The 23,630-nt window shown below is 72.8% G+C and carries 18 protein-coding genes and 1 pseudogene; 8 read left to right on the top strand and 11 right to left on the bottom strand.

Features of this window, described 5'->3' with window-relative positions:
- Positions 1-17: 17 nt before the first annotated feature.
- The 3 genes and pseudogenes from ACGFZP_RS26725 to ACGFZP_RS26715 all read right to left on the bottom strand — a co-directional run.
- Positions 18-668, bottom strand: a complete 651-nt coding sequence (locus ACGFZP_RS26725) for a response regulator (protein WP_392937733.1) — start codon at positions 666-668, stop codon at positions 18-20.
- Positions 656-1,903 (bottom strand): sensor histidine kinase, encoded by a 1,248-nt coding sequence (locus tag ACGFZP_RS26720; protein WP_392937731.1) that lies wholly within the window; start codon positions 1,901-1,903, stop codon positions 656-658. The genes ACGFZP_RS26725 and ACGFZP_RS26720 overlap by 13 nt, the downstream gene beginning before the upstream one ends.
- A 104-nt stretch (positions 1,904-2,007) precedes the next feature.
- Positions 2,008-2,091 (bottom strand): annotated as a pseudogene (locus tag ACGFZP_RS26715) (transposase); the annotation flags it as partial.
- Between the two features lie 520 nt (positions 2,092-2,611).
- Between ACGFZP_RS26715 and ACGFZP_RS26710 the strand changes: the two are divergent.
- Positions 2,612-3,181, top strand: a complete 570-nt coding sequence (locus ACGFZP_RS26710) for an RNA polymerase sigma factor (RefSeq protein WP_392937729.1) — start codon at positions 2,612-2,614, stop codon at positions 3,179-3,181.
- Positions 3,181-4,221 (top strand): hypothetical protein, encoded by a 1,041-nt coding sequence (locus ACGFZP_RS26705; RefSeq protein ID WP_392937726.1) that lies wholly within the window; start codon positions 3,181-3,183, stop codon positions 4,219-4,221. Before ACGFZP_RS26710 ends, ACGFZP_RS26705 begins: the two co-directional genes overlap by 1 nt.
- Before the next feature lie 166 nt (positions 4,222-4,387).
- Here the strand turns inward: ACGFZP_RS26705 and ACGFZP_RS26700 are convergent, their stop codons facing one another.
- Positions 4,388-5,629 carry an FAD-dependent monooxygenase gene (locus ACGFZP_RS26700; protein WP_392937724.1) on the bottom strand — a complete coding sequence of 414 codons (1,242 nt, stop codon included), beginning with the start codon at positions 5,627-5,629 and terminating at the stop codon, positions 4,388-4,390.
- Positions 5,630-5,752: 123 nt separating this feature from the next.
- Between ACGFZP_RS26700 and ACGFZP_RS26695 the strand changes: the two genes are divergently transcribed.
- Positions 5,753-6,457 (top strand): TetR/AcrR family transcriptional regulator C-terminal domain-containing protein, encoded by a 705-nt coding sequence (locus tag ACGFZP_RS26695; protein WP_392937722.1) that lies wholly within the window; start codon positions 5,753-5,755, stop codon positions 6,455-6,457.
- A gap of 645 nt (positions 6,458-7,102) precedes the next feature.
- A complete protein-coding gene (locus tag ACGFZP_RS26690; protein ID WP_392937719.1) occupies positions 7,103-7,834 on the top strand; it encodes a heparin lyase I family protein in 732 nt (243 codons plus the stop codon).
- Between the two features lie 42 nt (positions 7,835-7,876).
- On the opposite strand, the gene ACGFZP_RS26685 is transcribed toward ACGFZP_RS26690, so the two are convergent.
- The gene (locus ACGFZP_RS26685; protein ID WP_392937716.1) at positions 7,877-9,076 is read right to left on the bottom strand and encodes an MFS transporter; all 1,200 of its coding nucleotides are present in this window, start codon (positions 9,074-9,076) and stop codon (positions 7,877-7,879) included.
- Between the two features lie 48 nt (positions 9,077-9,124).
- On the opposite strand from ACGFZP_RS26685, the gene ACGFZP_RS26680 reads away from it, so the two are divergent.
- Both ACGFZP_RS26680 and ACGFZP_RS26675 read left to right on the top strand, forming a co-directional pair.
- A complete protein-coding gene (locus tag ACGFZP_RS26680; protein WP_392937714.1) occupies positions 9,125-10,534 on the top strand; it encodes a PLP-dependent aminotransferase family protein in 1,410 nt (469 codons plus the stop codon).
- A gap of 135 nt (positions 10,535-10,669) precedes the next feature.
- Positions 10,670-13,528 (top strand): ATP-binding protein, encoded by a 2,859-nt coding sequence (locus ACGFZP_RS26675; protein ID WP_392937711.1) that lies wholly within the window; start codon positions 10,670-10,672, stop codon positions 13,526-13,528.
- A gap of 171 nt (positions 13,529-13,699) precedes the next feature.
- Here the strand turns inward: ACGFZP_RS26675 and ACGFZP_RS26670 are convergent, their stop codons facing one another.
- The 4 genes from ACGFZP_RS26670 to ACGFZP_RS26655 all read right to left on the bottom strand — a co-directional run bounded on the left by ACGFZP_RS26670 (position 13,700) and on the right by ACGFZP_RS26655 (position 18,131).
- Positions 13,700-15,079: an MFS transporter gene (locus ACGFZP_RS26670; RefSeq protein WP_392937708.1), complete on the bottom strand. Its 1,380-nt coding sequence runs from the start codon at positions 15,077-15,079 to the stop codon at positions 13,700-13,702.
- Complete coding sequence (locus ACGFZP_RS26665; RefSeq protein WP_392937705.1) at positions 15,076-15,879, bottom strand: glycerophosphodiester phosphodiesterase; 804 nt, start codon at positions 15,877-15,879, stop codon at positions 15,076-15,078. Before ACGFZP_RS26665 ends, ACGFZP_RS26670 begins: the two co-directional genes overlap by 4 nt.
- Positions 15,880-16,125: 246 nt before the next feature.
- The gene (locus tag ACGFZP_RS26660; RefSeq protein ID WP_392937702.1) at positions 16,126-16,857 is read right to left on the bottom strand and encodes a response regulator; all 732 of its coding nucleotides are present in this window, start codon (positions 16,855-16,857) and stop codon (positions 16,126-16,128) included.
- Positions 16,858-16,940: 83 nt separating this feature from the next.
- Positions 16,941-18,131 carry a sensor histidine kinase gene (locus tag ACGFZP_RS26655; protein WP_392937700.1) on the bottom strand — a complete coding sequence of 397 codons (1,191 nt, stop codon included), beginning with the start codon at positions 18,129-18,131 and terminating at the stop codon, positions 16,941-16,943.
- Positions 18,132-18,531: 400 nt separating this feature from the next.
- Between ACGFZP_RS26655 and ACGFZP_RS26650 the strand changes: the two genes are divergently transcribed.
- Both ACGFZP_RS26650 and ACGFZP_RS26645 read left to right on the top strand, forming a co-directional pair.
- On the top strand, positions 18,532-19,887 hold the full coding sequence (locus tag ACGFZP_RS26650) for a tannase/feruloyl esterase family alpha/beta hydrolase (RefSeq protein WP_392937699.1): 1,356 nt from the start codon (positions 18,532-18,534) through the stop codon (positions 19,885-19,887).
- 418 nt (positions 19,888-20,305) lie between these two features.
- Positions 20,306-21,223 (top strand): phospholipase, encoded by a 918-nt coding sequence (locus ACGFZP_RS26645; protein WP_392937697.1) that lies wholly within the window; start codon positions 20,306-20,308, stop codon positions 21,221-21,223.
- 70 nt (positions 21,224-21,293) lie between these two features.
- On the opposite strand, the gene ACGFZP_RS26640 is transcribed toward ACGFZP_RS26645, so the two are convergent.
- On the bottom strand, positions 21,294-22,205 hold the full coding sequence (locus ACGFZP_RS26640) for a phytoene/squalene synthase family protein (RefSeq protein WP_392937694.1): 912 nt from the start codon (positions 22,203-22,205) through the stop codon (positions 21,294-21,296).
- A gap of 209 nt (positions 22,206-22,414) precedes the next feature.
- Positions 22,415-23,629 carry an MFS transporter gene (locus tag ACGFZP_RS26635; RefSeq protein ID WP_392937692.1) on the bottom strand — a complete coding sequence of 405 codons (1,215 nt, stop codon included), beginning with the start codon at positions 23,627-23,629 and terminating at the stop codon, positions 22,415-22,417.
- Position 23,630 lies beyond the last annotated feature (1 nt).

Raw genomic sequence — 23,630 nt, 5'->3', positions numbered from 1 at the left:
GATCACAGATGGGAAGGTCAGGCCCGGGACGCTCCGAGGAAGCGCAGCACGGCCAGGACGCGGCGGTGGTCCGCGTCGACCACGGGCAGGTCAAGCTTGGCGAAGATGTTGTTGATGTGCTTCGCCACGGCGCTCTCGCTGACCACCAGCGCCTGCGCGATGCCGGCATTGGAGCGCCCCTCGGCCATCAGGCCGAGCACCTCCCGTTCGCGGGGGGTCAGCCGCGAGAGCGGGTCGCTGTCGCGCCGCAGCAGCAACTGGGCGACGACCTGCGGGTCCAGGGCCGTGCCCCCGTCCGCCACTCGCCGGACCGCCGCCACGAAGTCGGCGACATCGGCAACCCGCTGCTTGAGCAGGTAGCCCACACCGCTGGTGTTCGCAGACAGCAGGTCGGCCGCGTACCGCTCCTCCACGTACTGAGAAAGCAGCACCACCGGCGTCCCCGGCCAGCGCCGGCGGATCTCCATCGCCGCCCGCACCCCCTCGTCGGTGAAGCCGGGCGGCATCCGGACGTCGATCAGGGCAAGTTCGGGCCGGTGCTCCGCCACTGCCGCCAACAGCCCCTCCGCGTCGCCGGCTTCCGCGGCGACCTGGAACCCGCCCATCTCCAGCACCTTGATCAGGCCGACCCGCAACAACACCGAATCCTCGGCGATCACCGCGCGCACGGCAGCTCCGCGGTGATGGTGGTGGGCCCGCCAACGGGGCTGCTGACGTGGAAGGCCCCGTCGAGGGAGCCGACCCGCTTGGCCAGCCCGGTCAGCCCCGTGCCGGCGGCGGCGTCGGCACCGCCCAGCCCGTCGTCGCTAACGCGCACTCGCAGCACCTCGCCGACCTGGCGGACTATCACCTCTGCACGCACCGCGTTGGCGTGCTTCGTTGCATTGGTCAGCGCCTCAGAGATCACGAAGTACGCGACCGACTCCACGTCGGGCGCCACCCGCTCCTCCAGATCGACCCGCAGCCGCACCGGCAGGGGCGTGCGGGCAGCCAGCCCGGACAACGCCGCGTCCAGACCCCGGTCCTCGAGTACGGCCGGGTGCAGCCCGCGCACCAGGTCATTGAGTTCGTCGATCGCCTCCTTCGCCTCCAGGTGCGCTCTCGCGATCACCTCGCGGGCATCACTCGACAGGTCCGGGCAGGTGGCAATGGCCAGACCCAGGTTGACCGCGAGAGACACCAACCGCTGCTGGGTGCCGTCGTGCAGGTCGCGCTCGATCCGGCGGCGCTCCGCGTCGACGGCCTCGATCAAGTCGGTCCGGCTCACGGCCAGCTGGTCGACCCGCTCCTGGAGCCGCTGCGCCCGGCTCGGCCCGAGCAGGCCCAACGCCAGCCGCGCCTCGGCCCGGGCTACTGCCCGCGCGGTCCAGGGCAGGGCGCACAGGAGGAGGAGTCCAACCGCTGTGTAAGCCGGCAGCTGGGTCAGGTGGCCGAACCAGTCCTGGCGGACTCCGGTCGGCAGCGCCCATGACCAGGCGTAGGCGACGACGCCCGCCAGGCACGCCGCTGCCACCGCGAGCACCAGTAGCTCCAGCAGTGCGAGCAGCGGGCCCAGCAGGAGGTGATAGCCGATCTTGCGCCAAGGCCGCGTCGCCGCGAGCCACCGGGCGGTCGCGGCCCACGTCCATTGTTCCGGCGCGGTGGGGGTGAGCCGGGGGACGTCCACACCGATGAGCACCCGGTAGCGAGCCCGCTGAACGGCCGTCAGCACCGGGGCTCCGAACAGGACCAGCACGGCCGACACGGAAACCGTGAGGAGCCAGTTCCCCGTCCTGGCGGTAGTCGCCGCCGCCCAGGCCCACACGGGCACCAGCGCCAGGTGCGGCAGCACACCAGCGGCAAGAAAGCCGGTGTCCCGCTGCGCCCGGAGGACCGTGCGTCTCAGTCCAGCTGGAATCGTCATGGCACGACGCTAAGGCACCGCAGGAGGACTGTGCCATGAAACCTGTACCCGATCTCATGGTGAACCTAGTACCAGCTGTAGATCTTGACCTTGGCCTGTGTGGGTGAGCCGGAACTGCGGGTTGCTGGGGCGAGGCCGACGTAGGAGGCGAGGTGGGCGGCGGTCGGGAAGGCGCTCGCGTCGCCGACGTCGATCCGTTCGCAATCACCCCCCGCTGCACGAGGAGGACACTATCGTGTCGCTGGGTTCGCGGTCGGCGTCCGGCTGCCCCGCACCTGCGGAGAGGACGTCCACTGGCGCGAGACGGTACTGCGCCGGTACGGCTGACCCCCGCGCCTGCGGGGAGGGCCACCGGGGCCGCCACGAGGCCGCCGGGCTGCGGGCGGGCCCTGGGGAGGACCGCTGCAAGTCGGCCAGAATTGGTTCCTTGGACTAGTTAACGCTTCCGCCTTCTCGTGACTCTTAGTTGTAGAAGTGTTGAACGAGAGCAGGGAGTGCTGGTGGATCCCGTCATGGGCTCGGTGGTGGCAGCTGTCCTGGGGGTGGTGGCGGCCTCGCTCACCCTCGTGGGGCAGTTACGAGAACGCCGACGCAGCACGCTCCCGGTATCTCCACCCCCTCCGGTCGTGATCGTCCTCGCGCTGCGTGGTGCCGACGAAGACGACCTTGGGGGGCCGGTGCGGCAGGAGAAGCGAGGTCACGGCGCGCATGAGTGAAACCGGCCCAGACGGGGAGGCTGTCTCAGCAGCACCCCTCGGACGCCTGCCGGACTCCGCCAGCGGGACCGAGACCAGCCCCCGGGACGGAGAGTTCGCCTACTTCTATCGCACGAGCCTCCGCGGGTTGGTCGCGTTCTTGATGTGGCTGGGGGCGTCGGCACCCCTGGCCGCGGAGCTGGCCCAGGACACGATGGTCAAGGCGTACGAGCGTTGGGACCGTATTCAGTCGCCGGCTGCATGGAGCCGAAGAGTCGCGTCCCGCAAGCTCGTCCGCGCCTTCAGCCGGGTCGAGACAAGCATCGAGGAACTCGATTTCGAACCGACCTCAGTACTGCCGTCGCCAGGGGAGGCAGCGGAGTGGGAGCGGCAGCAGGAGATCTTGTATCTGCTGAGCGGCCTACCCGCCCGGCAGCGACAGGTAATGGCCTGGACACTGGACGGATACTCCCCGACGGAGATTGCGGCCGAGTTGGGGATGACATCGGCGGCGGCCAGGGCCAGCCTTTTCAAAGCGCGTCTGGCTGTTTCCAGGAAGATGACCGAACGAGAGGGGGAGTGATGGGCGAGAATTTGGTTCCGGAGCATCGAACCCGTGAATTCTCGAGCCAGCTTGCGGCTTTGCGGAAAACTTTCCTGGACGGGCTCGACAGTCATCTCGACACGGAGGTCGGGCTGCGCGAGGTGATGCTCTGCGCCCACCACGAGAATCTCACCGAAGGTCTGGACGCAGTGCTGGACGTCGAGGCCGGACTCACGTCCATCACCTCCCGCACCACAGCCAGGACCGCGTTCGAGGAGGCAGCCGCGCCCCTCTACGACGTCGGCCTGATGCACCAGCGTTTCGAGCTGATCGAACCCGAGCAGCGGCTCGTACTACGCGAGCATCCGCTGGTCACGTCCGCCATCCTTGCCGATCTTCTCATCCGGACGGTGGTGCTGGCCCAGGACCTCGCTTACGGCCTCGGGTTCGGCCGGTACCACGGGATGCCCCTGAAGAGGGCGGCGTTCGTCGCCCAAGGCATCGCCCAAGGCATCGCCCACGAGTTGGATGGGCGGGCCGCACTCGCGTGGGGGCTGCGGGACATGGCGCACAAGATCGTGGCGCTGTTGGAACCCCACTACCCGGCGATCGACCAGGCCGGAGCGATCGGACAGGTCCTGGTGCGAGATATGGCAGCAACGATCGACCAGCGCGTACGAAGTGCAAACCACCCAGCGATCGCCGAGTTCCTGCGCGCCTGCCAGGTATTCATGTTCGCGGTGCGCGGCGGCGAGCTCACCCGCGCCGTACGGGAGGTGGAATACCTCACGCGGGCACTGGCCGTACAGGTCGGGGAGCTACTCATGCTTGGCGAGCCGGAAACCCTCGACTTGGAATTCCTTTCCGAAGTCCTGGATGATTTCACCACCGCTGATTTGAGCAGCGCCGACCTCACCCGTGTCGACCTTGCGGGAGTCCGCTGGTCCGAACTGCGCACGCGATGGCCGGCTGAGATCAGCATCGACCGGCTCAGGGAGGATTCGCGGGAGACGCTGCCCGGGTCCGGGATCTACGTCATCCGGCCGGGAACCGGAACCCGAGATGTGACCAGGGTCTGATCCCTCGCGGCAGAGGCGTGGCCTAGAGGATCCGGTTCATCGGGTACTGCTCCCCGTCCCGGCCGCGGACCGAGGTGGTGGCTTCGTCGGCGAGTACCGGGAGTGCCCTGTGCAGCCATGGCGTACAGCTTCACCGTCGCCCTGGGAGCCCCCCGCGACCGGGTGGTCACCGTCGGCGGCGTGCTGTCCGAGGGCCAACCCGTCCGGCCACGACACTGGACGCGGCCGCGTTGGACGGCTCGGCCGCGTAGTCGGGCAGGTCGACGCTGCTGATCTGCTTGCCCGTCTCCAGCATCCTGCTGAGGATCCATCGCCGGTTCAGCAACCCGTTGCGCACCCGCAGCCCGGTTGCGGTACCAGGTGCCAGGAACGGGCCGGTGCGGTCGCCGCCTTTCTGGCAGCCCTTGGCGTAGTCGCGCAGGGCGTGCTCGTAGCGCGTGAAGGCGGTGCGGTGGTCGCCGCGGGCCCGGGCCAGCTCGCCGGCCAGGACGTAGGCGGCCACCACGGCGGTGCCGGTGCCCATCCCGCCGATGGTGGCTCCGCAGGCGGCGTCGCCGAGCAGAGCGATCCGGCCGGCGGACCAGGCGGGGACGTCGGCCCGGCTGATCGAGTCGAAGTACAGCTCGGGGGTTCGCTCCAGGCTCTCCAGCAGCCGGGGCACCTCCCAGCCGAGCCCTGCGAAGGCGTCCCGGATCAGCGCCTTCTGCTGCGCCACGTCGTGGCGTTCGTAACGGAGTTCGGCCGAGGCGAAGACGAAGAAGGTACCTGCCCGAGCCGGGTCGCGGTGGTTGGCGCCGACCGCGGCGAGTCGGCCGGGGACGTTGAGACCGACCGAACCGGGCGGCAGGCCAAGGTAGTTGGGCAGCTGCCAGGTGGCCGCGTAGTAGCCGAGGTGGCGGACGTAGCGCTCCTCCGGGCCGAAGGCGAGCCGACGGGTGTTGGAATGCAGCCCGTCGGCGCCGATCACCAGGTCGAACTTGCGTGGCGCGCCGTGTTGGAAGTCCACCCGGACGCCGGTGGGGGTCTCCTCCAGGGCGGTGATCGAGTTGCCGAAGAGGTACTCGGTGCGCGGGAGGGTGCGCTGGTGCAGCACCTGGGCGAGCTCCCCGCGTGGGACCTCGACGTCCCCGCCGGCGAACTCGGCCGGCAGGTGGAGGAGCTGGCGGCCGCGCCGGTCGACGAAGGTCATCGGGCTGCCGCCGGTGCCGAGCGCGCGCAGCTCGTCGAGAACGCCCATCCGCTCCAGCACGGTCAGGTGGGTCTCGCCGCGGAAGTCGACCGCCTGGCCGCCGTCGCGTAGGGCGGGGGCCAGCTCGACGACGGTGGTCTCGAAGCCGTACCGCCCCAGCCAGTAGGCCAGTGCGGGGCCCGCGATGCTCGCGCCCGAGATCAGGACCTTCGTGCTCACGTGAACCACTCCATCCTGGACTGTCGATAACTGCGTCCTGCGGACACTGTTTATTGCTGTGTACGGTAGACGCAGTTGGATCGCCTCGCAAGGGGCGGCCGGAACCACGGGACGGAGCGGGAATTGAGCGAGGAAGTGAACGGGGCGGTGCGGCTGCTCTGGGGACCGCCCGCCAAGCCGTCCCGGGGGCCGAAGCCCGGGCTGAGCCTGGCGCGGATCGCCGCGGCAGGCGTCGAGATCGCGGACACCGAGGGCCTCGGCGCCGTCTCGATGCAGAAGGTGGCCGGGCTGCTCGACTTCACCAAGATGTCGCTCTACCGCTACGTGCCCGGCAAGGCGGAGCTGGTCGCGCTCATGGTGGAGGCCACGGTCGGCGAACCGCCACAGGCTGTGGATGCGCTCGACTGGCGTGAGGAGCTCGCGTCCTGGGCAAAGCAGTTGGCGAGGTCGTTCACCGAGCACCCGTGGCTGCTCGACGCCACCGTCGGACCGCGGGTGGTGGGCCCCAAGGAACTCGGCTGGCTGGAGCGGGTGGTCGCGGCCCTGGACGGCCACGGGTTGACCGGCCCCGAGCGGATGGACGCCGCGGTGCTGCTGGCCGGGCACGTCCGGGGCGTCGCGGAGCACGCCCGCGCGGCCCGGCCGGACGGCTCGCCCGAGGCGGAACTCCTGGCCGTCCTCGGTCCCCTGGTGCACCAGCACGCCGACCGCTTCCCCGCGCTCGCCGCGGCCTTGGCCGCAAAGGACGGCCGGGACCAGGCGCTGGACTTCGGCCTGGAGCGCATCCTCGACGGTCTGGAGGCCCTGATCACGCGCCGCACCCGGTAACTCGGCGAGGATCGCCGCAACCGGTCGCTGAAGTTCCACCCGGCCCCTGTTCCCCGGCACGCGCACCATGTCGGCGATGTCCAGGGAGTTGTGGAAGACGACCAGGTTGGCCAGCAGGTGGGTGAACTTGACGTAGCCCCGCTGGGTGAGCAGCGCGGCTCAGGGAGTTCCCGCCACACCGGTCGTCGCAATCGCCACCGCAGCCATGTCCACCGGGACACCGGACACCCTAGGCCCTCTCTGTCTTCCCTGGTGGGGGCCTTCCCTGTGGGCGCGGGGAGGACGGTCGCCGTCGCGGGGAGAGCGAACTGCACTCGATGACGAGCAGCGGTTGATCGCGCACGGCTTCGAGCGCGTGCACGTCGACTTGGAGTGGTACGACGCGCGCACCCGGTAGCGGGGCGCCAGAGCCCGCTTCTTGGGGGCCGCGCGCCCCGGAGGTCCTGATTCGGTGCCCGTGGCCGACCGGTGGAGTTGCCCGAAAGGGCCTCTGCCGGTCGGCCTGCTTGGCCCCACGGGCCGTCAGGTGGTCGAATCGCCTGGTGCGTCCGGGCCGATCGGCCCGGACGGCGTCCGTTCCGGCCACCCTCGGACCGGTCGGCCACCCACCGACCGTTCCGGCCGCCCACCGACTCAGGGAGACGCATGTCCTTTCTGTCCGAGCACCGCAGGACCGCCGTCGGCCTCGTGGCCCTCACCACCCTCGCGATCTCCTGCGGCACGGCCACCGCCAGCAGCTCCGCCGCCGTGCCGGGCAAGGTCCTGTGGACCCCGAGCACCAGCAAGGGCCCGTCCTCCTTCGCCGCCGTCCAGTGCGCGTCGGGCGGCTTCGGCGTGGTCAAGGACTCCGCCAAGGGCAGTGTGTGGCGGGCGTTCCAGGCCGCGGGCGAGGAGCGCTGCGAGACGGTCGGCCCCGACCTGAAGGAGGGCGACACCTTCTACCTCGGCTGGTCGTCCAAGGTCGACATCAAGGACGCGAACAGCCGCTACGTCTTCCAGCTCAAGTGCTCGCCGAGCACCGACACGGCGAACCACCCGATCGAGATCGACGCGACGACCGGGCGCATCCGCCTCCAGGAGTGGGACACCGCCCACGTCGCGCACACGCTGTGGACCGCGCCGACCACCAACAACCAGTGGCACTCCTACGCGCTGAAGATCCGCCTGGGCCGCACCGACGGCACCATCGACTTCTGGTTCGACGGCGTGAAGCAGAAGTTCACCACCGGCTCGGGCACCTTCAAGGGCACCACCTGGGACGGCGACCGCAACTACCTCAAGTGGGGCTCCTACCACCCCTCCACGGGTGACGCGACGAACACCTTCACCAGCCCGATCATGGCGACCACCCTGGAGGCGGCCACCGCCGGCTCGTAGGGGCTCGCCGGACCGGCCGGCCGGAGCGGTGCGGCCGTCACCTCAGCGGCCGGGTGCGCCGGCCCCCGCGCGCCGGTCGTACCAGGCCGGGACGACGGCGGCCAGCATCGCGACGCCGGTCAGGGCGAAGGCCCAGGGGTAGCCGGTGCCCGCCGCGAGCCAGCCGAAGGCCAGGGCGCCGGCGCCCATGCCGGCGTCGTACGCGATGTTCCACAGCGCACTGACGGTGCCGTAGCCGGCGGCGGGGACCCGCGAGTACATCAGGGCCAGCGTGGCGTTCTGGGAGATGCCGAAGCCGATCCCGAACACGCCGACGGCGAGGACGACGGCCACCGGGCTGCGGAACAGCACCATCAGCAGCATGCCGAGGGCCGACAGCAGCAGCCCGGGCAGCACCAGGCGGCCCGGGCCCAGGCGGTCCCCCAGCCGGCCGGCCAGCCAGCGGGCCGCCGTGGCCGTCGCGGGCTGGACGAACAGTGCCGCGGTGAGCAGACCCGTGGCCGAGGCGGGGACGACCAGCGGCAGGAAGGTGACGATGATCCCGGCGGCGACCGCCGGGGCCGCGAAGACCACCGCGGGACGCAGCAGTGCCGCCGTCCGCATCCCCTCCAGGATGCCGATCGGCCGTCCCGACGCGCGGATCTTGTCGGGCAGGCCGGGCACCGCCGGGATCGCGGCGAGCGAGGCCACGGCCCCCGCCGTGAAGACCACCCCGTAGCCGACGTGCGAGGCGAGCCACGCGCCCAGCGGCAGCGCCACCAGCGAGGGCACCCCGCTGACGACGCCGACCAGCGCCAGCCCTTCGCCGCGCCGTTCGGCGGGGATGAGCGACGCCGTCAGCGCGCCGCCCGCCACCAGGGCGAAGCCGAAGCCCAGCCCGCGCAGCAGACAGACCACGACGATCCACCACAGGTCGTGGGAGAGCGGCAGCGCAAGCGCCGGTGCGCCCAGCAGCACCAGGCCGGCCGTCAGCACGACCCGGTAGCCGTAACGGTCGACCAGACCGGGTGTCGCCAACTCGCCCGCCACCGTCGCCAGCATCAGCGCGGCGGTGGCCGGCCCGGCCGCCCCACCGCTCCCGCTGCCGGCCGTGGCATAGCCGGGGACGACCGGCAGCAGCAGGTACAGGCTGGTCGAGGAGCCCAGGATGGAGACGAAGCGCAGCAGGAGCGGTCTGGTCAGCAGCGGCGGGCGCGCCGCGAGCGGCGGATGTGTCGAGCCGAGGGTCTTGGTCTTGGTCACGGCAGGAACGCTAAGTGCCCCTCCGGATCGCCGGTAAGCTCCAGTTCCATGCCGTTGGAGTGGTCCAGTTCCCCGCCCGAGCTGCTACTCGCCGTCGACCGGACCAGCGGCCGCCCGCTGCGCGCCCAGGTGGAGCAGGGGCTGCGCACCGCGATACGAGCCGGCCGCCTGCAGGTCGGCGAACGGCTGCCCTCCTCCCGCGAACTCGCCCGCACGCTCGGTCTCTCGCGCGGTCTCGTGCAGGAGTGCTACGCCCAACTCCAGTCCGAGGGCTACCTGGTGACCAGGCCCGGCTCCGCCACCCGGGTGGCGGCCTGCGCCGCGCCGTCGCCCGGAGCCGTCCGGCCGGGCCCGGCGGCCCCCGGCCTGGTGGCCGACTTCCAATGGGGCGTACCGGACTTGGGGGCCTTCCCGCTGCAGGACTGGCTGCGGGCCACCCGGGCCGCGGCACGCGTCATGCCGACCGCGGACTTCGGCTACGGCGACCCGCGCGGCAGTGCGGTGCTGCGTGAAGTCCTGGCCGGCTACCTGCGCCGGGTGCGCGCCGCCGCGGCGGACCCGGAACACATCGTCGTCTGCAACGGCTACGCCCAGGGCCTCGGCCTCGCCCTGCGCGTGCTGGCCGACGACGGCGTCCGGACGGTGGCCTTCGAGGACCCGGGCTCACCGGCCACGATCGGCGCGGCCGCGGCGGCGGCAGGCCTGCGCGCGACCCCCGTACCGGTCGACGAACACGGCATCGACGTCCGGGCGCTGGCCTCGACGGACGCCCGCGCCGTCGTCGTCACCCCCGCGCACCAGTGGCCGACCGGCGTCCTCCTCAGCCCGGAGCGCCGACTCGCCCTGGCCGCGTGGGCCAGGGAGCGCGACGCGATCATCATCGAGGACGACTACGACGCCGAGTTCCGGTACGACCGCGAACCCGTCGGCGCGCTCCAGGGGTTGGCCCCCGACCGGGTCGTCTCCTGCGGAACCGTCAGCAAGTCCCTCGCGCCCGCCCTGCGGATCGGCTGGATGCTCTGCCCGCCCGCCCTGGTCGGGCCGATCGCCGACCGCAAGCAGCGCAGCGACCGCGGCACACCCACGCTCGACCAACTCGCCCTGGCCGAACTGATCGAGTCGGGGCACTTCGACCGCCACCTGCGCCGGATGCGCACCGGGTACGCGGCCCGCCGCGGCGCCCTGCTGGCCGCGCTGGCCGAACACGCCCCCGAGGTGCCGGTCACCGGTCTGGCGGCCGGCTTCCACGCCGTCGCCGGACTGCCCGCCGGCGCGGACGAGCTGCACGTCCTCGCGGCGGCCCGGGCGCGATCCGTCGGCCTGTACGGCATGAGCGTCTGCCGGGCCTCCCAGGCCGCCGATCCCGCCCAACTCATCCTGGGCTTCGGCAACGTGGGGATCCGGGCGATCGCCGAGGGCATCGCGCTCGTCGCCGACCTGCTCACCGGCCGGCCGTAGGGTTCGTCCTCGAACCCCCGCCGTTCGCGTCAATCCGCCCGCCGGCCGGGCAGATTGTCAAGCCCGCAGCGGAGCCGCCCGTTCGGCAGTAGCCTCGGCATCGGCAACGACGGCCGTGGAACGGCGAATCGGGGGGTGGCAGTGGTCGAAAGGGAGGCCGGGTCCGGGTCCGGAGGTGGCGGCGCGGTCGGCGAGGACGGCTTTCCGCTGCACGAGCGCGAGGCCGAGATCCGGTCGGCCTCGCGTGCGGTCGGGGCGCTCACCAGGCCCGCCGGCGCCGGAACCGGGGAACTGCTGGTGTACACCGGCGCGGCCGGGCTGGGCAAGACCGCGGTACTGACCGAGGTGCGGCGGGAGGCACAACGCGCGGGCTGCACGGTGCTGTTCGCCCGGGGCGGGGAGCGGCAGCGCCACGAGCCGTTCCGCGTGGTGCGCCGACTGCTCCAGCCGGTGCTGGCAGCCCTGTCCGACGAGGAACGGGCGCAGGTGTTCGGGCCCTGGGAGGACATCGTCGGCCCGGCGGTGGGGCTGCTGCCGCCCGGAGGACAGCTCGACCCGCAGGGCGTGCGGGACGGACTGGACTTCGTGCTCACCCGCCTCGTACAGCGGAGCTCGCCGGTCGCCGTGATCGTCGACGACCTGCACTGGGCCGATCCGGAGTCGCTCGGCTGGCTGGCGGGGTTCGCGCTGCGCGCACCGGAGTTGCCGGCCCTGCTGGTGCTCGCCTGCCGCGACGAGTTCCCCGACGACGCCCTGACGCTGCAGCGCGGACTCCTCGGCCGGGCCGACCGGCGGCACGAACTGCGCCCGCTCCAACCGGCCTCGGTCGCGCACCTGGTCCGGGCCGCCCTGGGGGCGCAGGCGGAGGACGCCTTCTGCCGCCACGTCTGGGCGGTCACCGCCGGCAACCCCTACGAGACCACCGCCCTGCTGCGCGAGGTGCTCGACCAGCGGCTCGACCCGGTCGAGGAGAGCACCGGACAGCTTCGCGAACTCGCCGCCGGTGCACGGGGGATGACACCACGGCACTGGCTGGAGAAGCTCGGCCCGACGGCGCTGCGATTCGCCTGGGCCGCGTCCATGCTGGGCACCGACATCCGCCCGGACCTCGCCGCCGTCATCTGCGCCCAGGGCCCGGAGAGCGCCGCCCAGTCGATCCGGGAGCTGCGCCGGCACGGTGTGCTGACCGGCACGCCCGGGGGCCGGCTGGAGTTCCTCCACCCGCTGATCGCCACCTCGGTCTACCAGTCGATGCCGGCGGCCACCCGGACCGGGATGCACGGGGTCGCCGCCGTCGAGACCGAGAACGCAGGCCTCGGCCTGCTGACGGCCTCCCGGCACCTGCTGGAGACCCTGCCCGACGGGGACCGCGCGATCGTCGGCAAGCTGCGCCGGGCCGCCCGCGAGCACCTGGCGATCGGTGCGCCCGAGGCGGCCCAGCGTTGCCTGCGCCGCGCCATCAGCGAACCGCCCGCCGACCGGGACCGGGCCGCGGTGCTCTACGAACTCGGCTGCTCGGCGCTGCTCACCGACCCGGCGACCACGGTCAACCAGCTGCGGCTGGCGCTCGCCGACCCGTACGGGCTGGGCCCCGAGCTCAGGGTGGACGCGACCTTCCGGCTCGCCCAGGCCCTCGCCCACAGCAACCGGCTCGGGGAGGCCGCCGCGGTGTGCGCCGAGGAGGCCGCACGCACCATGCCGGGCCCGGGCCGCCTGCGCCTGGAGGTCGCCCACTTCATGTTCGCCGCGTTCCAGTCCGAGGACGCGGACGGACCGGGTCGCTCCCGGCGGCTCGCGGAGTTCGACCGGATGCTCCGGACGGTCGGGCTGGCCTTCACGGACTCCGGAGCTGGTGGTGACACGGACACGGACACGGATGCCGACACCGGTGCCGGCGGCGGTGCCGGTTCTGATGCCGGTGCTGATGCCGGTTCCGGCACGGGTGGCGGGCCGACTCCGGACGAGGTGCTGTTCGAGCGCGACGGCCTGAACCATGCGGTGGCCGTGCTGCGCTGCTGGGATCTGACGCTGCGCGGCGCGGACCGCGAGGAGGCGATCGCGCTGGCCGAGTCGGCGCTGCCGGGCGGCCGACTGCCCCGCAGCCTCGGCTGGACCAACACCACCTGGGGTTTCGAGCTGCCCGGGATCCTCGGCATCAGCTACCTCTACGCCGACCGGGTCGACCGGGCGGAGCAGCTGTTCACCGAGGCGGTGCGCGCGTACGAGGTCGCCGGGTGGAGCGGCGGCCACCTCGGGTTCGCCTACCTGCTGACCGGCATGCTCCGGTTCCGCTGCGGCGCCCTGGTGGAGGCGGAGGACTACCTGCGCCGGGCCCTGCGGATCGCCGAGCGGATAGGCCCCGGGGTCCCGCTGCACTGGGACGCGGTCGGGGCCCTGGCCGAGACCCTGGCGGCGCGCGGCCGGGTCGACGAGGCCATGGAGCTCGCGCAGACGCACGCCTTCGGCCCGCCGTACCCGACGGTGATGGTGCTGCCCGACGCGCCCACGCTGTACGGCCGCCTCCTGCTGGCCCGGGGCGACGCGTCCGGCGCGGCCGCGACGCTGACCGCCGCCGGGGCGGCTCTGGACGCGCGCGGGTGGCGCAACACGGTGTGGGCGCCGTGGCTCGGGCACCTGGCGCGCGCGGTCGCCCCCGACCAGCCGGACCGGGCCCGCGCCCTGGCCGGGGAGGCCGTTCGCCGGGCCCGGGAGTCCGGGACGGACTCGGCGGTCGGCGTCGCCCTGCGGCTCGGCGCGGCGGTGCACGACCGGCCGCGCGCCGCCGAGTTGCTCGCGGAGGCCGTCCGGCACCTGGAGCGGTCACCCGCCCGCTACGAGCACGCGCTCGCCCTGGTCGACCTGGGGGAGGCGCTGGGCACCGCTCCGGCCGCCCGGGCCGCCCTGGCCCGGGGACTGGAGCTGGCCACCGGCTGTGACGCCGACGGCCTGGCCGCCCGGGCCTCGGGCCTCCTGCGCGCGGGCGGGGCGGGCTGAGGCGGGCTCACCCGGGGGCCGGGGCCGTCGGGGCCGGGGCCGTCGGGGTCGGGGCCGTCGGGGCCGGGGCCAGGCCGAGGGGTTTGGCCAGACCGAGGGGTTTGGCCAGACCGAGGGGCTTGGCCGGGGCCGGGGCGACGGGCTTGGCCGGGGAGACCGGAGGCCGGGCCGTTACAGCCGTTCGGGGACGGGGTTGCCGACGGCCTCGATGGCCCGGCGGACGGGGACCTTCAGCAGCACGGCGAAGCCGATCACGAAGAACACCAGCAGGGAGATGATCGCCGAGCGGTAGCTGCCGGTGATCTGGTAGGCGAGGCCGAAGACCAGCGGGCCCATCCAGCTGGTGCCGCGGTCGCTGACCTTGTAGACGCTGAAGTACTCGGCCTCCCGGCCGGCCGGGATGAGGTGGGAGAACAGCGAGCGGGAGAGCGCCTGGCTGCCCCCGAGCACCAGGCCGATCATGCAGGCCAGGGCGAAGAACCAGACGGGCTGGTGGGCCGGCATCAGGTACCCGAGGGCCAGCGTGAGCACCCAGCCGACCAGGGAGCCGAGGACGGTCCGCTTGGCGCCGTGGCGGCGGGCGATCCGGCCGAGGAGCAGTGCGCCGCCGATCGCGACGATCTGGACCAGCAGCACGGCGATGACCAGCGAGGTCTGGTCCATGCCGAGCTCCTCGCTGCCGTAGAGCGAGGCCTGGGAGACGACGGTCTGGATGCCGTCGTTGTAGCAGAGGAAGGCGCCCAGGTAGAGCAGCGTGAGCGGGTACTGGCGCATGCCGCGCAGGGTGCGGGCGAGTTCGCGCAGGCTGCCGGTGGCGGCCGGTCCGTCACCGGTCGCCGCCCGCTCCGGGGCGGCCCCGGCCCGGGACGGCAGCCGCAGCATCGGGACGATGGTGAACAGCGCCCACCACAGGCCGGCCGAGGCCAGGCAGATGCGGACGGCGGTGCCGGAGGACAGACCGAGCGCGTCGTGGCCCTCGAACAGCGCCAGGTTGGCTATCAGCAGCAGGCCGCCGCCCGCGTACCCGTACGCCCAGCCCTTGGAGGAGACCGCGTCGCGCTCGTCGGGGGCGGCCAGGGCCGGCAGGTAGGCGTAGGACAGCGCGACGGACACCGCGTACGCGATGTTGGCGACCACCAGCAGCGCGCCGCCGAGCAGGTAGCGGTCGCCGCCGAGGAGGAACATCCCCATCGTGGCGATCGCGCCGACGTAGGCGAAGCCGCACATCAGCTCCTTGTGCCGCCCGGTGCGGTCGGCGACCGTGCCGGTCAGCAGCATCACCGCGACCGAGAGCAGCACGGAGAAGGAGACCGTGTACGGGAAGAACGACCCCGCGCGGATCGTGAGGCCGAGCGGGTGCACGTCGCCGGCCGCGTCGGCGGCGTTCTTGGCCACCGAGGTCAGGTACGGGCCGAGGAACACCGTCAGGACGGTCGCCGAGAAGGCGGCGTTGGCCCAGTCGTTGATGTACCAGCCGAACTGCATCCGGCGCAGGGCGTGGCCGTCGGTGGCGGTCGCCGGGTGGTCCGGCAGGTGGGCCGTGGTGGTCATGGGGCTCCTGTCACCGTGGGGGAGCCGGTGCTGCCGTCGGTCCAGCAGCCGCGCTCGCCGAGGACGTCCCGCAGGACGTCGATGCGATCGGCCATGATGCCATCCACACCGAGGTCGAGGAGAGCCCTGATCCGTGTGGGATCGTCCACAGTCCAGACGTGCACCTGCAGGCCGAGCCGGTGGGCGGTGCGGACGAAGGCCCGGTCGACGACCCGCAGGCCCCGGTGGGTCTGCGGCACCTGTGCGCACACCCCGGCGAACGGCGCCCCGCGGCCCCGCAGCAGCGGCCCGGCCAGCGAGCGCAGCCGAAGCCGGGCCACCTCGCGCGGGCCGAGCGAGGTGGCCAACCGAGGGCCGGCGGCGGCGCGGACGGCCGCGAGGCGGCTGTCGGAGAAACCGCCGACGCAGACCCGGTCCCAGGCGTTCGTCCGGCGGACCGCCTCGATCAGCGGCCCGATGGCCGGGGCGGCCTTGACGTCGATGTTGAAGCGGGCCCCGGGAAAGGCGCCGAGCAGGTCCTCCAGCAGCGGTACCGGCTCGGTTCCACCGATCCGGGCCTGGCTGACGGTGCCCCAGGGCAGCTCGGCCACCGCCCCGGTGCGGTCGGTGACCCGGTCGAGCCGGGAGTCGTGGAAGGCCACCAGCACGCCGTCGCTGGTGGCGTGCACATCCGTCTCCAGGTAGCGGTACCCGAGGGCCACGGCGGCCTCGAAGGCGGCGAGCGAGTTCTCGGGGTGGCCGAGGTCGCCGCCCCGGTGCGCGAAGGCCAGCGGCCCCGGCTGGTCGAGGAAGGGGTGCATGTGGTGCTCCGAGCTGCTGGGAGAGGGACCCGCCGGGCCCGTGAGGCGCTGCCCTCCGACGACGCCCGGGTGATGCGCGTTACAGTATTACGCACACTGTCAAGGGGTAACGCGGATGGCGGTCGGCTCCTCTCTTCGCAGGTCGCAGGTCGCAGGTCGCATGGCTGCCCGGCTGCTTCGCTGCTTTGTCGCTTCGCCGTTTCGTGGCTTCGCGGTCGGGGAGGTTCTCCGGGGCGGCGGCCCGGTTCAGAGCAGCCCGTGGTCGCGGGCGTACAGCGCGGCCTGCACGCGGTCACGCAGGTTGAGGCGGCCGAGGATGCGGGAGATGTGGTTCTTGACGGTGCCCTCGCTGAGGTGGAGCCGGGATGCGATCTCCCGGTTGGTCGAGCCGTCCGCGATCAGCCGCAGCACGTCCATCTCGCGTCCGGTCAGGGCGTCGGCCGGCCCGGGCGGGCGGTGATCCGGTCCGCCCGGCGCCGTCGGGCCGGGGGAGTTCGGGGCGGGGGAGTGCGGGCCGGGGGCGTTCGACCCGGGGGCCGTCGGGCCTGGGTCGGCCGGGTCGGGGTTCGCCAGCGCGGCGGCGAGGCGGGTCATCACCGAGGCGTCGAGCTGGGCGACGCCGGCGTGCACGAGGCATATGGAGCGGGCGAGTTCGGCCGAGGGGAGGTTCTTGAGCAGATAGCCGACGGCCCCGGCCCGGAGCGCCCGGGCGACGTAGTCCTGGTCGTCGAAGGTGGTCAGCATGACGACCCGGCAGGACGGCACCCGGGTGGCGAGCGCCGCCGTGGTCTCGATGCCGTCCATGCCGGGCATCCGGACGTCCACCAGGGCCACGTCCGGCCGGTGGGTGACAGCGGCATCGACCGCCTGGCACCCGTCGGAGGCCGTTCCCACGACGGTGACGCCCGGCTGGATGCCCAGCAGGGAGGCGATCCCCTCCCGGACCAGTTCCTGGTCGTCGACGACCAGGACGCGCACGGGCGCCGCGGTGCCGGCGCCGTCTGTCGGTGCTTCTGTCGCTGCGTTCGTGGGTGCGCTCGTGGAGGCGCTCGTCGGTGCGGTCATCGGGCGCTCCCCGCGAGCGCCGGGCTGCGCGGGACCGTCACGGTGACGACGGCTCCGGTGGCCGGACGCGAGGCCGGGCGGTCCTCGATGTCGACGCGCCCGCCGAGGAGTTCGACCCGCTCCCGCATACCGCGGATCCCGAAGCCGGTGCCGCTCGGGCGGGCGGCCGGGGTGGTGTCGAACCCCCGTCCGTTGTCGGTGACGACCAGTCGGGCCGCGGACACGCCGTACGCCGCCGTGACCTCGATGCGGGTGGCCCGCCCATGGCGGTGGGCGTTGGTGAGCGCCTCCTGGGCGGCGCGGTAGAGGGCGGTGAGCGAGGCGGCGTCGTAGCCGCTCTCGTCCCCGGAGATGTCGAGGGTCACGGTCAGCCGGTCGTCCTCCAGGTGGCGGACCAGGTCGGCGAGCGCGCGGGTGAGCGAGAACGGACGGGCGCCGCGCAGGGCGCTCACCGACTCGCGGACCTCGGCGAGCGCACGCCCGGCGGACCAGCGCGCGTCGGACACCGCCTTGGCGGAGGCCGACGGGTCGCGTTCGCGGAACGCCTCGGCCTTCTCCAACTGGATCGCGATGGCGGTGAGGTGGTGGCCGAGGCTGTCGTGGATCTCCCGGGCGACCCGGTTGCGCTCGCCCGCCGTGGACAGCTCGGCCACCCGCAACGCGTAGTCGGACAGCTGCTCGTGGGACTGCTCCAGCTCGGCGAGGATGCCTTCGAGGCGAGTCCGGCCGTGCTGCTCCCGCACGGCGACGGTGGCCATCGCCAACGCCAGAGCCAGCGCCAGCGCGAACATCAGCAGGTCGGACACGTACGCGGCCTGCACCCACCACCGGGGCACCCACACCGCGTAGCCGCCGACCAGCAGCGCGACACAGCCCGCTCCGGCGAGGAGTCCGGCCCGCCGGCCGAAGGCCAGACAGGCCGTGAACGGCACCAGCACGAACAGGGCCCGCGAAAGGCCCGAGCCGTCCAGCACGGCGACCGCCGAGAACAACACGACCCGGGCGGCGAGCAGGGAGGCCGCCGGGCCCGCCGGGGTGCCCCGGGCGAAGCGGCGGCGCTCGACCAGTTCGAGCAGGAGGAGCAGCGCCAGCCCCGCTGCGAAACCGGCCGTCTGTGCCCAGTGCACCGGGCGGTCCGACACGGCGGCGTGGTAGCCGCCGCCGGCCAGGACCGCCGTGTACAGCACGGGCGGGATCCACGGTACGGCGGCCGGTGGCGAGGCCGTCCGCCGTCCTCTCCACTGGTCCCTGCCGGGACGGTCGCCGTCCCCGAATTGCGTGCCCCTGACGAGGCCCTGCCGACCCTGCATCAACCAAGCCTCCTTCGGCTCTCCCGGGTGGCCGGCCGCCGTGATCGTGCGGCGGCAACCGGCTGTTCACCAGGAACGATACGCAGGATCGGCCGTCCGTCGAGGGTCTCGTTCAAGGTCTGGCCAAAGGTCATGTGTCGATCGGCAGGGGGGCCGCGGCGGGGGTGTCAGGGGGTGCCGCAGGACTGGCCGTTCGGCACTCCCGGGCGCCCGGAGGCGCGGCCTACGTTCGTCCTGTTCCGATCACCCACTGCTCAGTCCAAGGAGCGTTCACCCCATGTCACGACGTTGGCGATCACTGGTGGCCCTGGTGCCGGCCCTGTTGACGGTCGGTCTCCTCCCCGCCGCCGGCGCGAGTGCCGCCGGCCCGGCGTGCGAGGGCCAGCGGCTGCGCGTCCCCGGCGCGGAGCGCCTGATCACCCACTGCCTGGCCGACCTGACCACGGCCGGCCTCCCGCTCGACCTCACCAGCGAGGAGGACTACGCACAGCTCCAGGCGAAGCACACCGTCAACCCCTCGCACATCCCGGGCATCCAGCTCGACGGCTACTTCCCGGACACCTCCGCCACCAACACCCACCACGGCTGGAACCACGACAGCCAGTTCGTGATCCGGCTGCCCGAGCACTGGAACGGCGGCCTGGTCGTCGCCGGCCCGCCCGGCACCCGGCGGCAGTACGCCAACGACCAGATCATCAGCGACCAGGTGCTGGCGAGGGGCTTCGCCTACGCGGCCACCGACAAGGGCAACACCGGCCCCGAGCTGTACAAGGACGGTGCCCAGCCGGGCGACGCGATCATGGAGTGGCACATGAGGGTCGCCCAACTGACCGTCGCCGCCAAGCAGGTGGCCGCCAAGCACTACGGAAAGGCGCCGACCCGGACGTACGCGGCCGGGCTCTCCGCGGCCGGATACCTGGTGCGCTGGCAGCTCGAACACTTCCCGCAGCTGTACACGGGCGGCATCGACTGGAACGGCCTGCTGCTCACCCCGGACGCACCCAACCTGCTGACCAACCTGCCCCCCGCCCTTCGCGCCTACCCCCGCTTCGCCAACGGCGAGCCCGGCGCGGCCGAGGCCATGCACGCCGAGGGGTACCCGGAGGGCTCCGAGGACCTGTGGAAGTCGCACTACTACGGCCTGTGGGACTCCTTGCAGCGCACCATCCGCGAGGAGCTCGACCCGGGGTACGACGGCGCCACCCAGGGCGGGACGCCGTTCTGCCACGAAGGGACGGGTGCCGGCTGCGACACGGACTACGACTACGCCTCCCGGCCCGCGGCCGTCCACGACGCGGTCAAGCGGGTCTCGCTGACGGGCCGTATATCCCGGCCCCTGATCACCCTCCAGGGCACCTTCGACGTCCTGCTGCCGATCACCCGGACCGGGGACGTCTACGACCGGATGGTCACCGGCGCCGGCCGCGGTGACCTGCACAAGTACTACCGGATCGAGAAGGGCACCCACACCGACGGCTTCTACGACCTCGCCAAGGACGTGGTCCGGCCGATGCAGTCCTGCTTCACGGCGGCCTTCGACGACCTGGACGCCTGGACCCAGAAGGGCGTCACCCCGCCGCCCAGCCACACCGTGCCCGGGCCCGCCGACAACACCGCCGGGTGCACGCTCTGACCCGGGGGTCGCCCGACACCCCCGTGCGTCCGATCCTGCCGGGCGGACTCCACCCCGCCGGGGTGAGCCGCCAGGGCATCGGACCACCGACCTGAAGACGGCGGTCGCCGGCTCCCCCCTCCCCCCGGGGCCCGCCCGCTGTACGCCCGGCACGCTGGTGCCCCCGGCGTACCCGGTACGGCCGCTGTGCGCGAACCCACCGTCACCGGCGCAGCGTGGGCGGGTCGCCGGTGGCCCGGCCGAGGCCGTCTGTACCCGTGGTTCGTGCCCATCTATCGTATGTCGACGGACGGTTGGTCGGACCAACCATCCACCTAGGGGGCCACCCTCAGCCCTCGGGGACGCCGACCGGAAGGAGCGCTCTTCCTTGACCACCCACCTCAGGCGCGGTGCCGCCTCGCGGAGCTTAGCGGCGCTGATGGCGGCACTGTGCGGGATCATCGGCGTCACCGCGCTCGGTACGCCCTCGGCCGCGGCAGCTGACCAGCGTCACCCGATCTACGCCATCGCGCACCGCGTCGACACCCTGGACGGTGTGGACGCCGCGCTCGACCACGGCGCCAACGGCATCGAGATCGACGTCTGCGCCTGGTGGAATCCGAACGAATGGCGCGCCTATCACGACTGTTCCTCGGCCGGTGACTCCCGGCTGGGCCCCAGCTTCGACAGCATGATCGACCGCATCGTCTCCAACGCCCAGGCGGGCCGCCGACTCGCGCTGGTCTGGCTGGACATCAAGGACCCGAACTACTGCGGAGAGGAGCCGAACCGGGGCTGCAGCGTCGCCGGACTGCGCGACAAGGCGCAGCGGTTGACGGCCGCCGGCATCCAGGTGCTCTACGGCTTCTACGAGTACCACGGCGGCAGCACCCCGGACGTCGGCGGCAGGGGCTGGAAGAGCCTGGAGGGCATCACGACGACCGGGACTCGCGACCAGGTCCGAAGCGCCTACAGCCGGTCCGGTTCCGCCATCCCGGCCGGCCGTCGGGCGATGGACTACGGCGACAGCAACATCGCCAACGGGTTCGGCAACTGCACCGAGGCCACCTACAACACCTGCGCGGAGCTGAAGAAGGGCGCCGCCGACCGTGCCGCAGGGCAGCTCGCGGCCACCCTGTCGTGGACGACCACCTACAACGACCCGTGGTACGTGGACAAACTGCTGGGCGACGCGCAGGTCGACGGCATCATCGCCGGTTACGGCAGCTTCACCGGGGTGCGCGAGTACGACAGGAGCTGGCAGTGCGCCAACGCCGTCAACCTCGTCCGGGACTGGGCGGCCCGGCACGGCTCCACCCATCGGATGGCCGTCAGCGGCGACCGCCTGTTCAGGTAGCGGCCTCGGCCCGGGCCGAGGCTGCCTCCCGCGTGCCGCGCGAGCCGCATCGGGTGCCCGGGCGTGACGCTCAGCGACTCACGCGGAGCGCGCGGAGGTACTCGCGGCCGAGCAGGCGAAGGGCGGCGAGTTTTCCCGGGCCGGCCGAGCGGCGCAGCAGCGCGGGGGTGTCGGCGCGCGCGGCGGCACTGGTCGCCTCGTCCAGACCGATCATGCAGCGGACCATCGGCCGGTGGGCGGGTGGGACGAGGCCGACCACGGCGCGGCCCTCGGCGAGGGTGCGGTCGACCTCGTCGAGTTGATCGAGGATCAGCGCCCGGACGGCCGGGAGGTCGCGAGCCTGTTCCAGGTCGGCGCGGGTGACTCCGTGCCGGCCGAGGGTCTGCTCGGGGATGGTCAGACGGCCGTCGGCCAGGTCCTCGGCGAGGTCGCTGACGAAGTCCAGCCGCTGGCTGGCGTCGATGAAGGTGCGACAGGCGGCCCGGTAGAGCGTCTGGTCGCCGTCCGGGCCGAGCAGGGTGGCGACGACCATGAACGCGGGCAGCGAGTAGGCGTCCACGTAGTGCTGGTAGTCCGCCTCGGTGGCGAACCCGGCGAAGTCGAGGTCGGCGGCGGCTCCGGCCAGGTGCTCCAGCGCCCGGTCGCGCAGGGCCGGGTACGCGGCGACGGTGTTCAGCAGCGGGCGCAGCTCGGGGTTGTCGGTCCCGCCGGTACCGAGACCGTCGGCGACCTCCTGCTCCCAGCGCGTGTACGCCGCCTTCCGCTCGTCGAGCGGGCCGCTGTCGAGCAGGCTGTCGGTGCGGTGCATGTACGCGGTGGCCGCGATCACGTGCGGCAGCAGCCGTGCCGGCAGGAGGAGTTGTGCGGCCAGCACGGCCTCCCGCTTGTACTGCGTCACCTGTCGGCGCTGTCGGCTGTAGTCGTCGCGCAGTCCGGGGTGGTCGATCCCGGCCGCGTCCAGCGCGCTCTCCCAGCTGCCCACTCGTGTTCGCCCTCTCCCTGGTCGGTGTCCCCCGAGCGTAGACGGCCGTCGACCTCGTCCGAGCAGGAGGCCGAGCGGGAGGCCGAGCAGGAGTCTGCGCAGGAGGCCGCAAAGGATTGCCTCCCAGGTGGAGGCGACCCTTCGCGGCCCCACCGCGCGGCCACCGGCGGCCCGGTGCTGCGCCCGGGCCGCCGGTGGCGCCGCCGCCCTCAGCGGGCGGCGGGTTCGGGGTGGCCGGTGGCGGCGGCGGTCGCCGCCCCCGGCCGGCGAGGCGGGGTGCCGGGCCCGAGACGACGCCGGAGCAGGACGGCGGCCAGCGCGACGAGGGCGAACGCCGCCCCGGCCCAGGGCAGCCGGTGCGTGCCGAGCGAGGACACCACGAGCCCGCCCACCGCGCTGCCGAGGGTGATGCCGAGGTTGGAGAAGGAGATGAAGAGGCTGTTGCCGAACTCGGGGGCGTCCTGGGCGTCCCGGGCCAGCCAGTGCTGGCTGACGACGAGCCCGCCCGAGTGCACCGCCCCCCAGAACAGCACCCCGAGGGCCATCGGGACGGTCCACGGCCCGACGGCGTAGACGGCGGCGTAGACGATCACGTAGAGCACGGGGAAGGCGGTCACCGTGCGGACCGGGTCGCGTTCCAGCATCCGGCCGAACAGGAGGTTCCCGGCGACCATCACGATCCCGAAGGCCATCAGCGCCGCGCCGACCTGGGAGCCGCTCAGCCGGGTGACCTGCTCCAGGTACTCGGCGAAGTACCCGTAGACCGAGAACATCGCCGCGAACACGGACACCACGGCCAGCACCGCCAGCCAGAGCCGGGGGCGCCGCAGGATGGTCAACTGGGCTCCGTAGGAGAGGCGTTGATCGGATGGCATCGAGGGGAAGAGGGCCAGGACGCCGAGCAGGGCGAGCAGGTTGACGCCCGCCCCGAACCAGAACGCGGCGGCGAGGCCCAGGTGCTCGGCGAGGTAGGAGGTGAGCGGTACACCGAAGGCGAAGCCGACCGTGACGCCGGCGAAGACGGTCGTCGCGGCCCGGGTGGCCTTCTGCGCCGGGACGAGCCGGGTGGCGGCGGTGAGCGCGACCGAGAAGAACACCGGGTGGAACACCGCGGGGACGATCCGGAAGGCGAACATCACCTCGAACCGGTCGGTCAGCGCGTAGACGGCGTTGGAGACGGCGAACACGCCGAGCGCGGTCACCAGGACCGTCTTGCGGGGGACGCGGGAGGCAAGCAGGGTCGTGAACGGCCCGGTGGCGGCGACCACGAGCGCGAAGACGCCGACCAGCCATCCGGCCGTGGCCGGTGCGATGCCCAACTCCTCGGATATCCGGGGGAGGACGCCGACGACGCCCATCTCCGTGGTGATGATCCCGAACACCCCCAGAGCGAGGGTCAGGACGACGAGACCGGTCTTTCGCATG

The sequence above is a fragment of the Kitasatospora sp. NPDC048239 genome, assembly GCF_043202015.1.
Classification (GTDB): Bacteria; Actinomycetota; Actinomycetes; order Streptomycetales; family Streptomycetaceae; genus Kitasatospora.
This window is presented reverse-complemented; position numbering and strand designations above follow the sequence as displayed.

Coding starts and splice junctions, on each gene's coding strand:
- ACGFZP_RS26720 (WP_392937731.1), bottom strand. CDS start 1,903: ATGACGATTCCAGCTGGACTGAGACGCACGGTCCTCCGGGCGCAGCGG.
- ACGFZP_RS26710 (WP_392937729.1), top strand. CDS start 2,612: ATGAGTGAAACCGGCCCAGACGGGGAGGCTGTCTCAGCAGCACCCCTC.
- ACGFZP_RS26705 (WP_392937726.1), top strand. CDS start 3,181: ATGGGCGAGAATTTGGTTCCGGAGCATCGAACCCGTGAATTCTCGAGC.
- ACGFZP_RS26690 (WP_392937719.1), top strand. CDS start 7,103: ATGTCCTTTCTGTCCGAGCACCGCAGGACCGCCGTCGGCCTCGTGGCC.
- ACGFZP_RS26680 (WP_392937714.1), top strand. CDS start 9,125: ATGCCGTTGGAGTGGTCCAGTTCCCCGCCCGAGCTGCTACTCGCCGTC.
- ACGFZP_RS26670 (WP_392937708.1), bottom strand. CDS start 15,079: ATGACCACCACGGCCCACCTGCCGGACCACCCGGCGACCGCCACCGAC.
- ACGFZP_RS26665 (WP_392937705.1), bottom strand. CDS start 15,879: ATGCACCCCTTCCTCGACCAGCCGGGGCCGCTGGCCTTCGCGCACCGG.
- ACGFZP_RS26650 (WP_392937699.1), top strand. CDS start 18,532: ATGTCACGACGTTGGCGATCACTGGTGGCCCTGGTGCCGGCCCTGTTG.
- ACGFZP_RS26645 (WP_392937697.1), top strand. CDS start 20,306: ATGGCGGCACTGTGCGGGATCATCGGCGTCACCGCGCTCGGTACGCCC.
- ACGFZP_RS26635 (WP_392937692.1), bottom strand. CDS start 23,629: ATGCGAAAGACCGGTCTCGTCGTCCTGACCCTCGCTCTGGGGGTGTTC.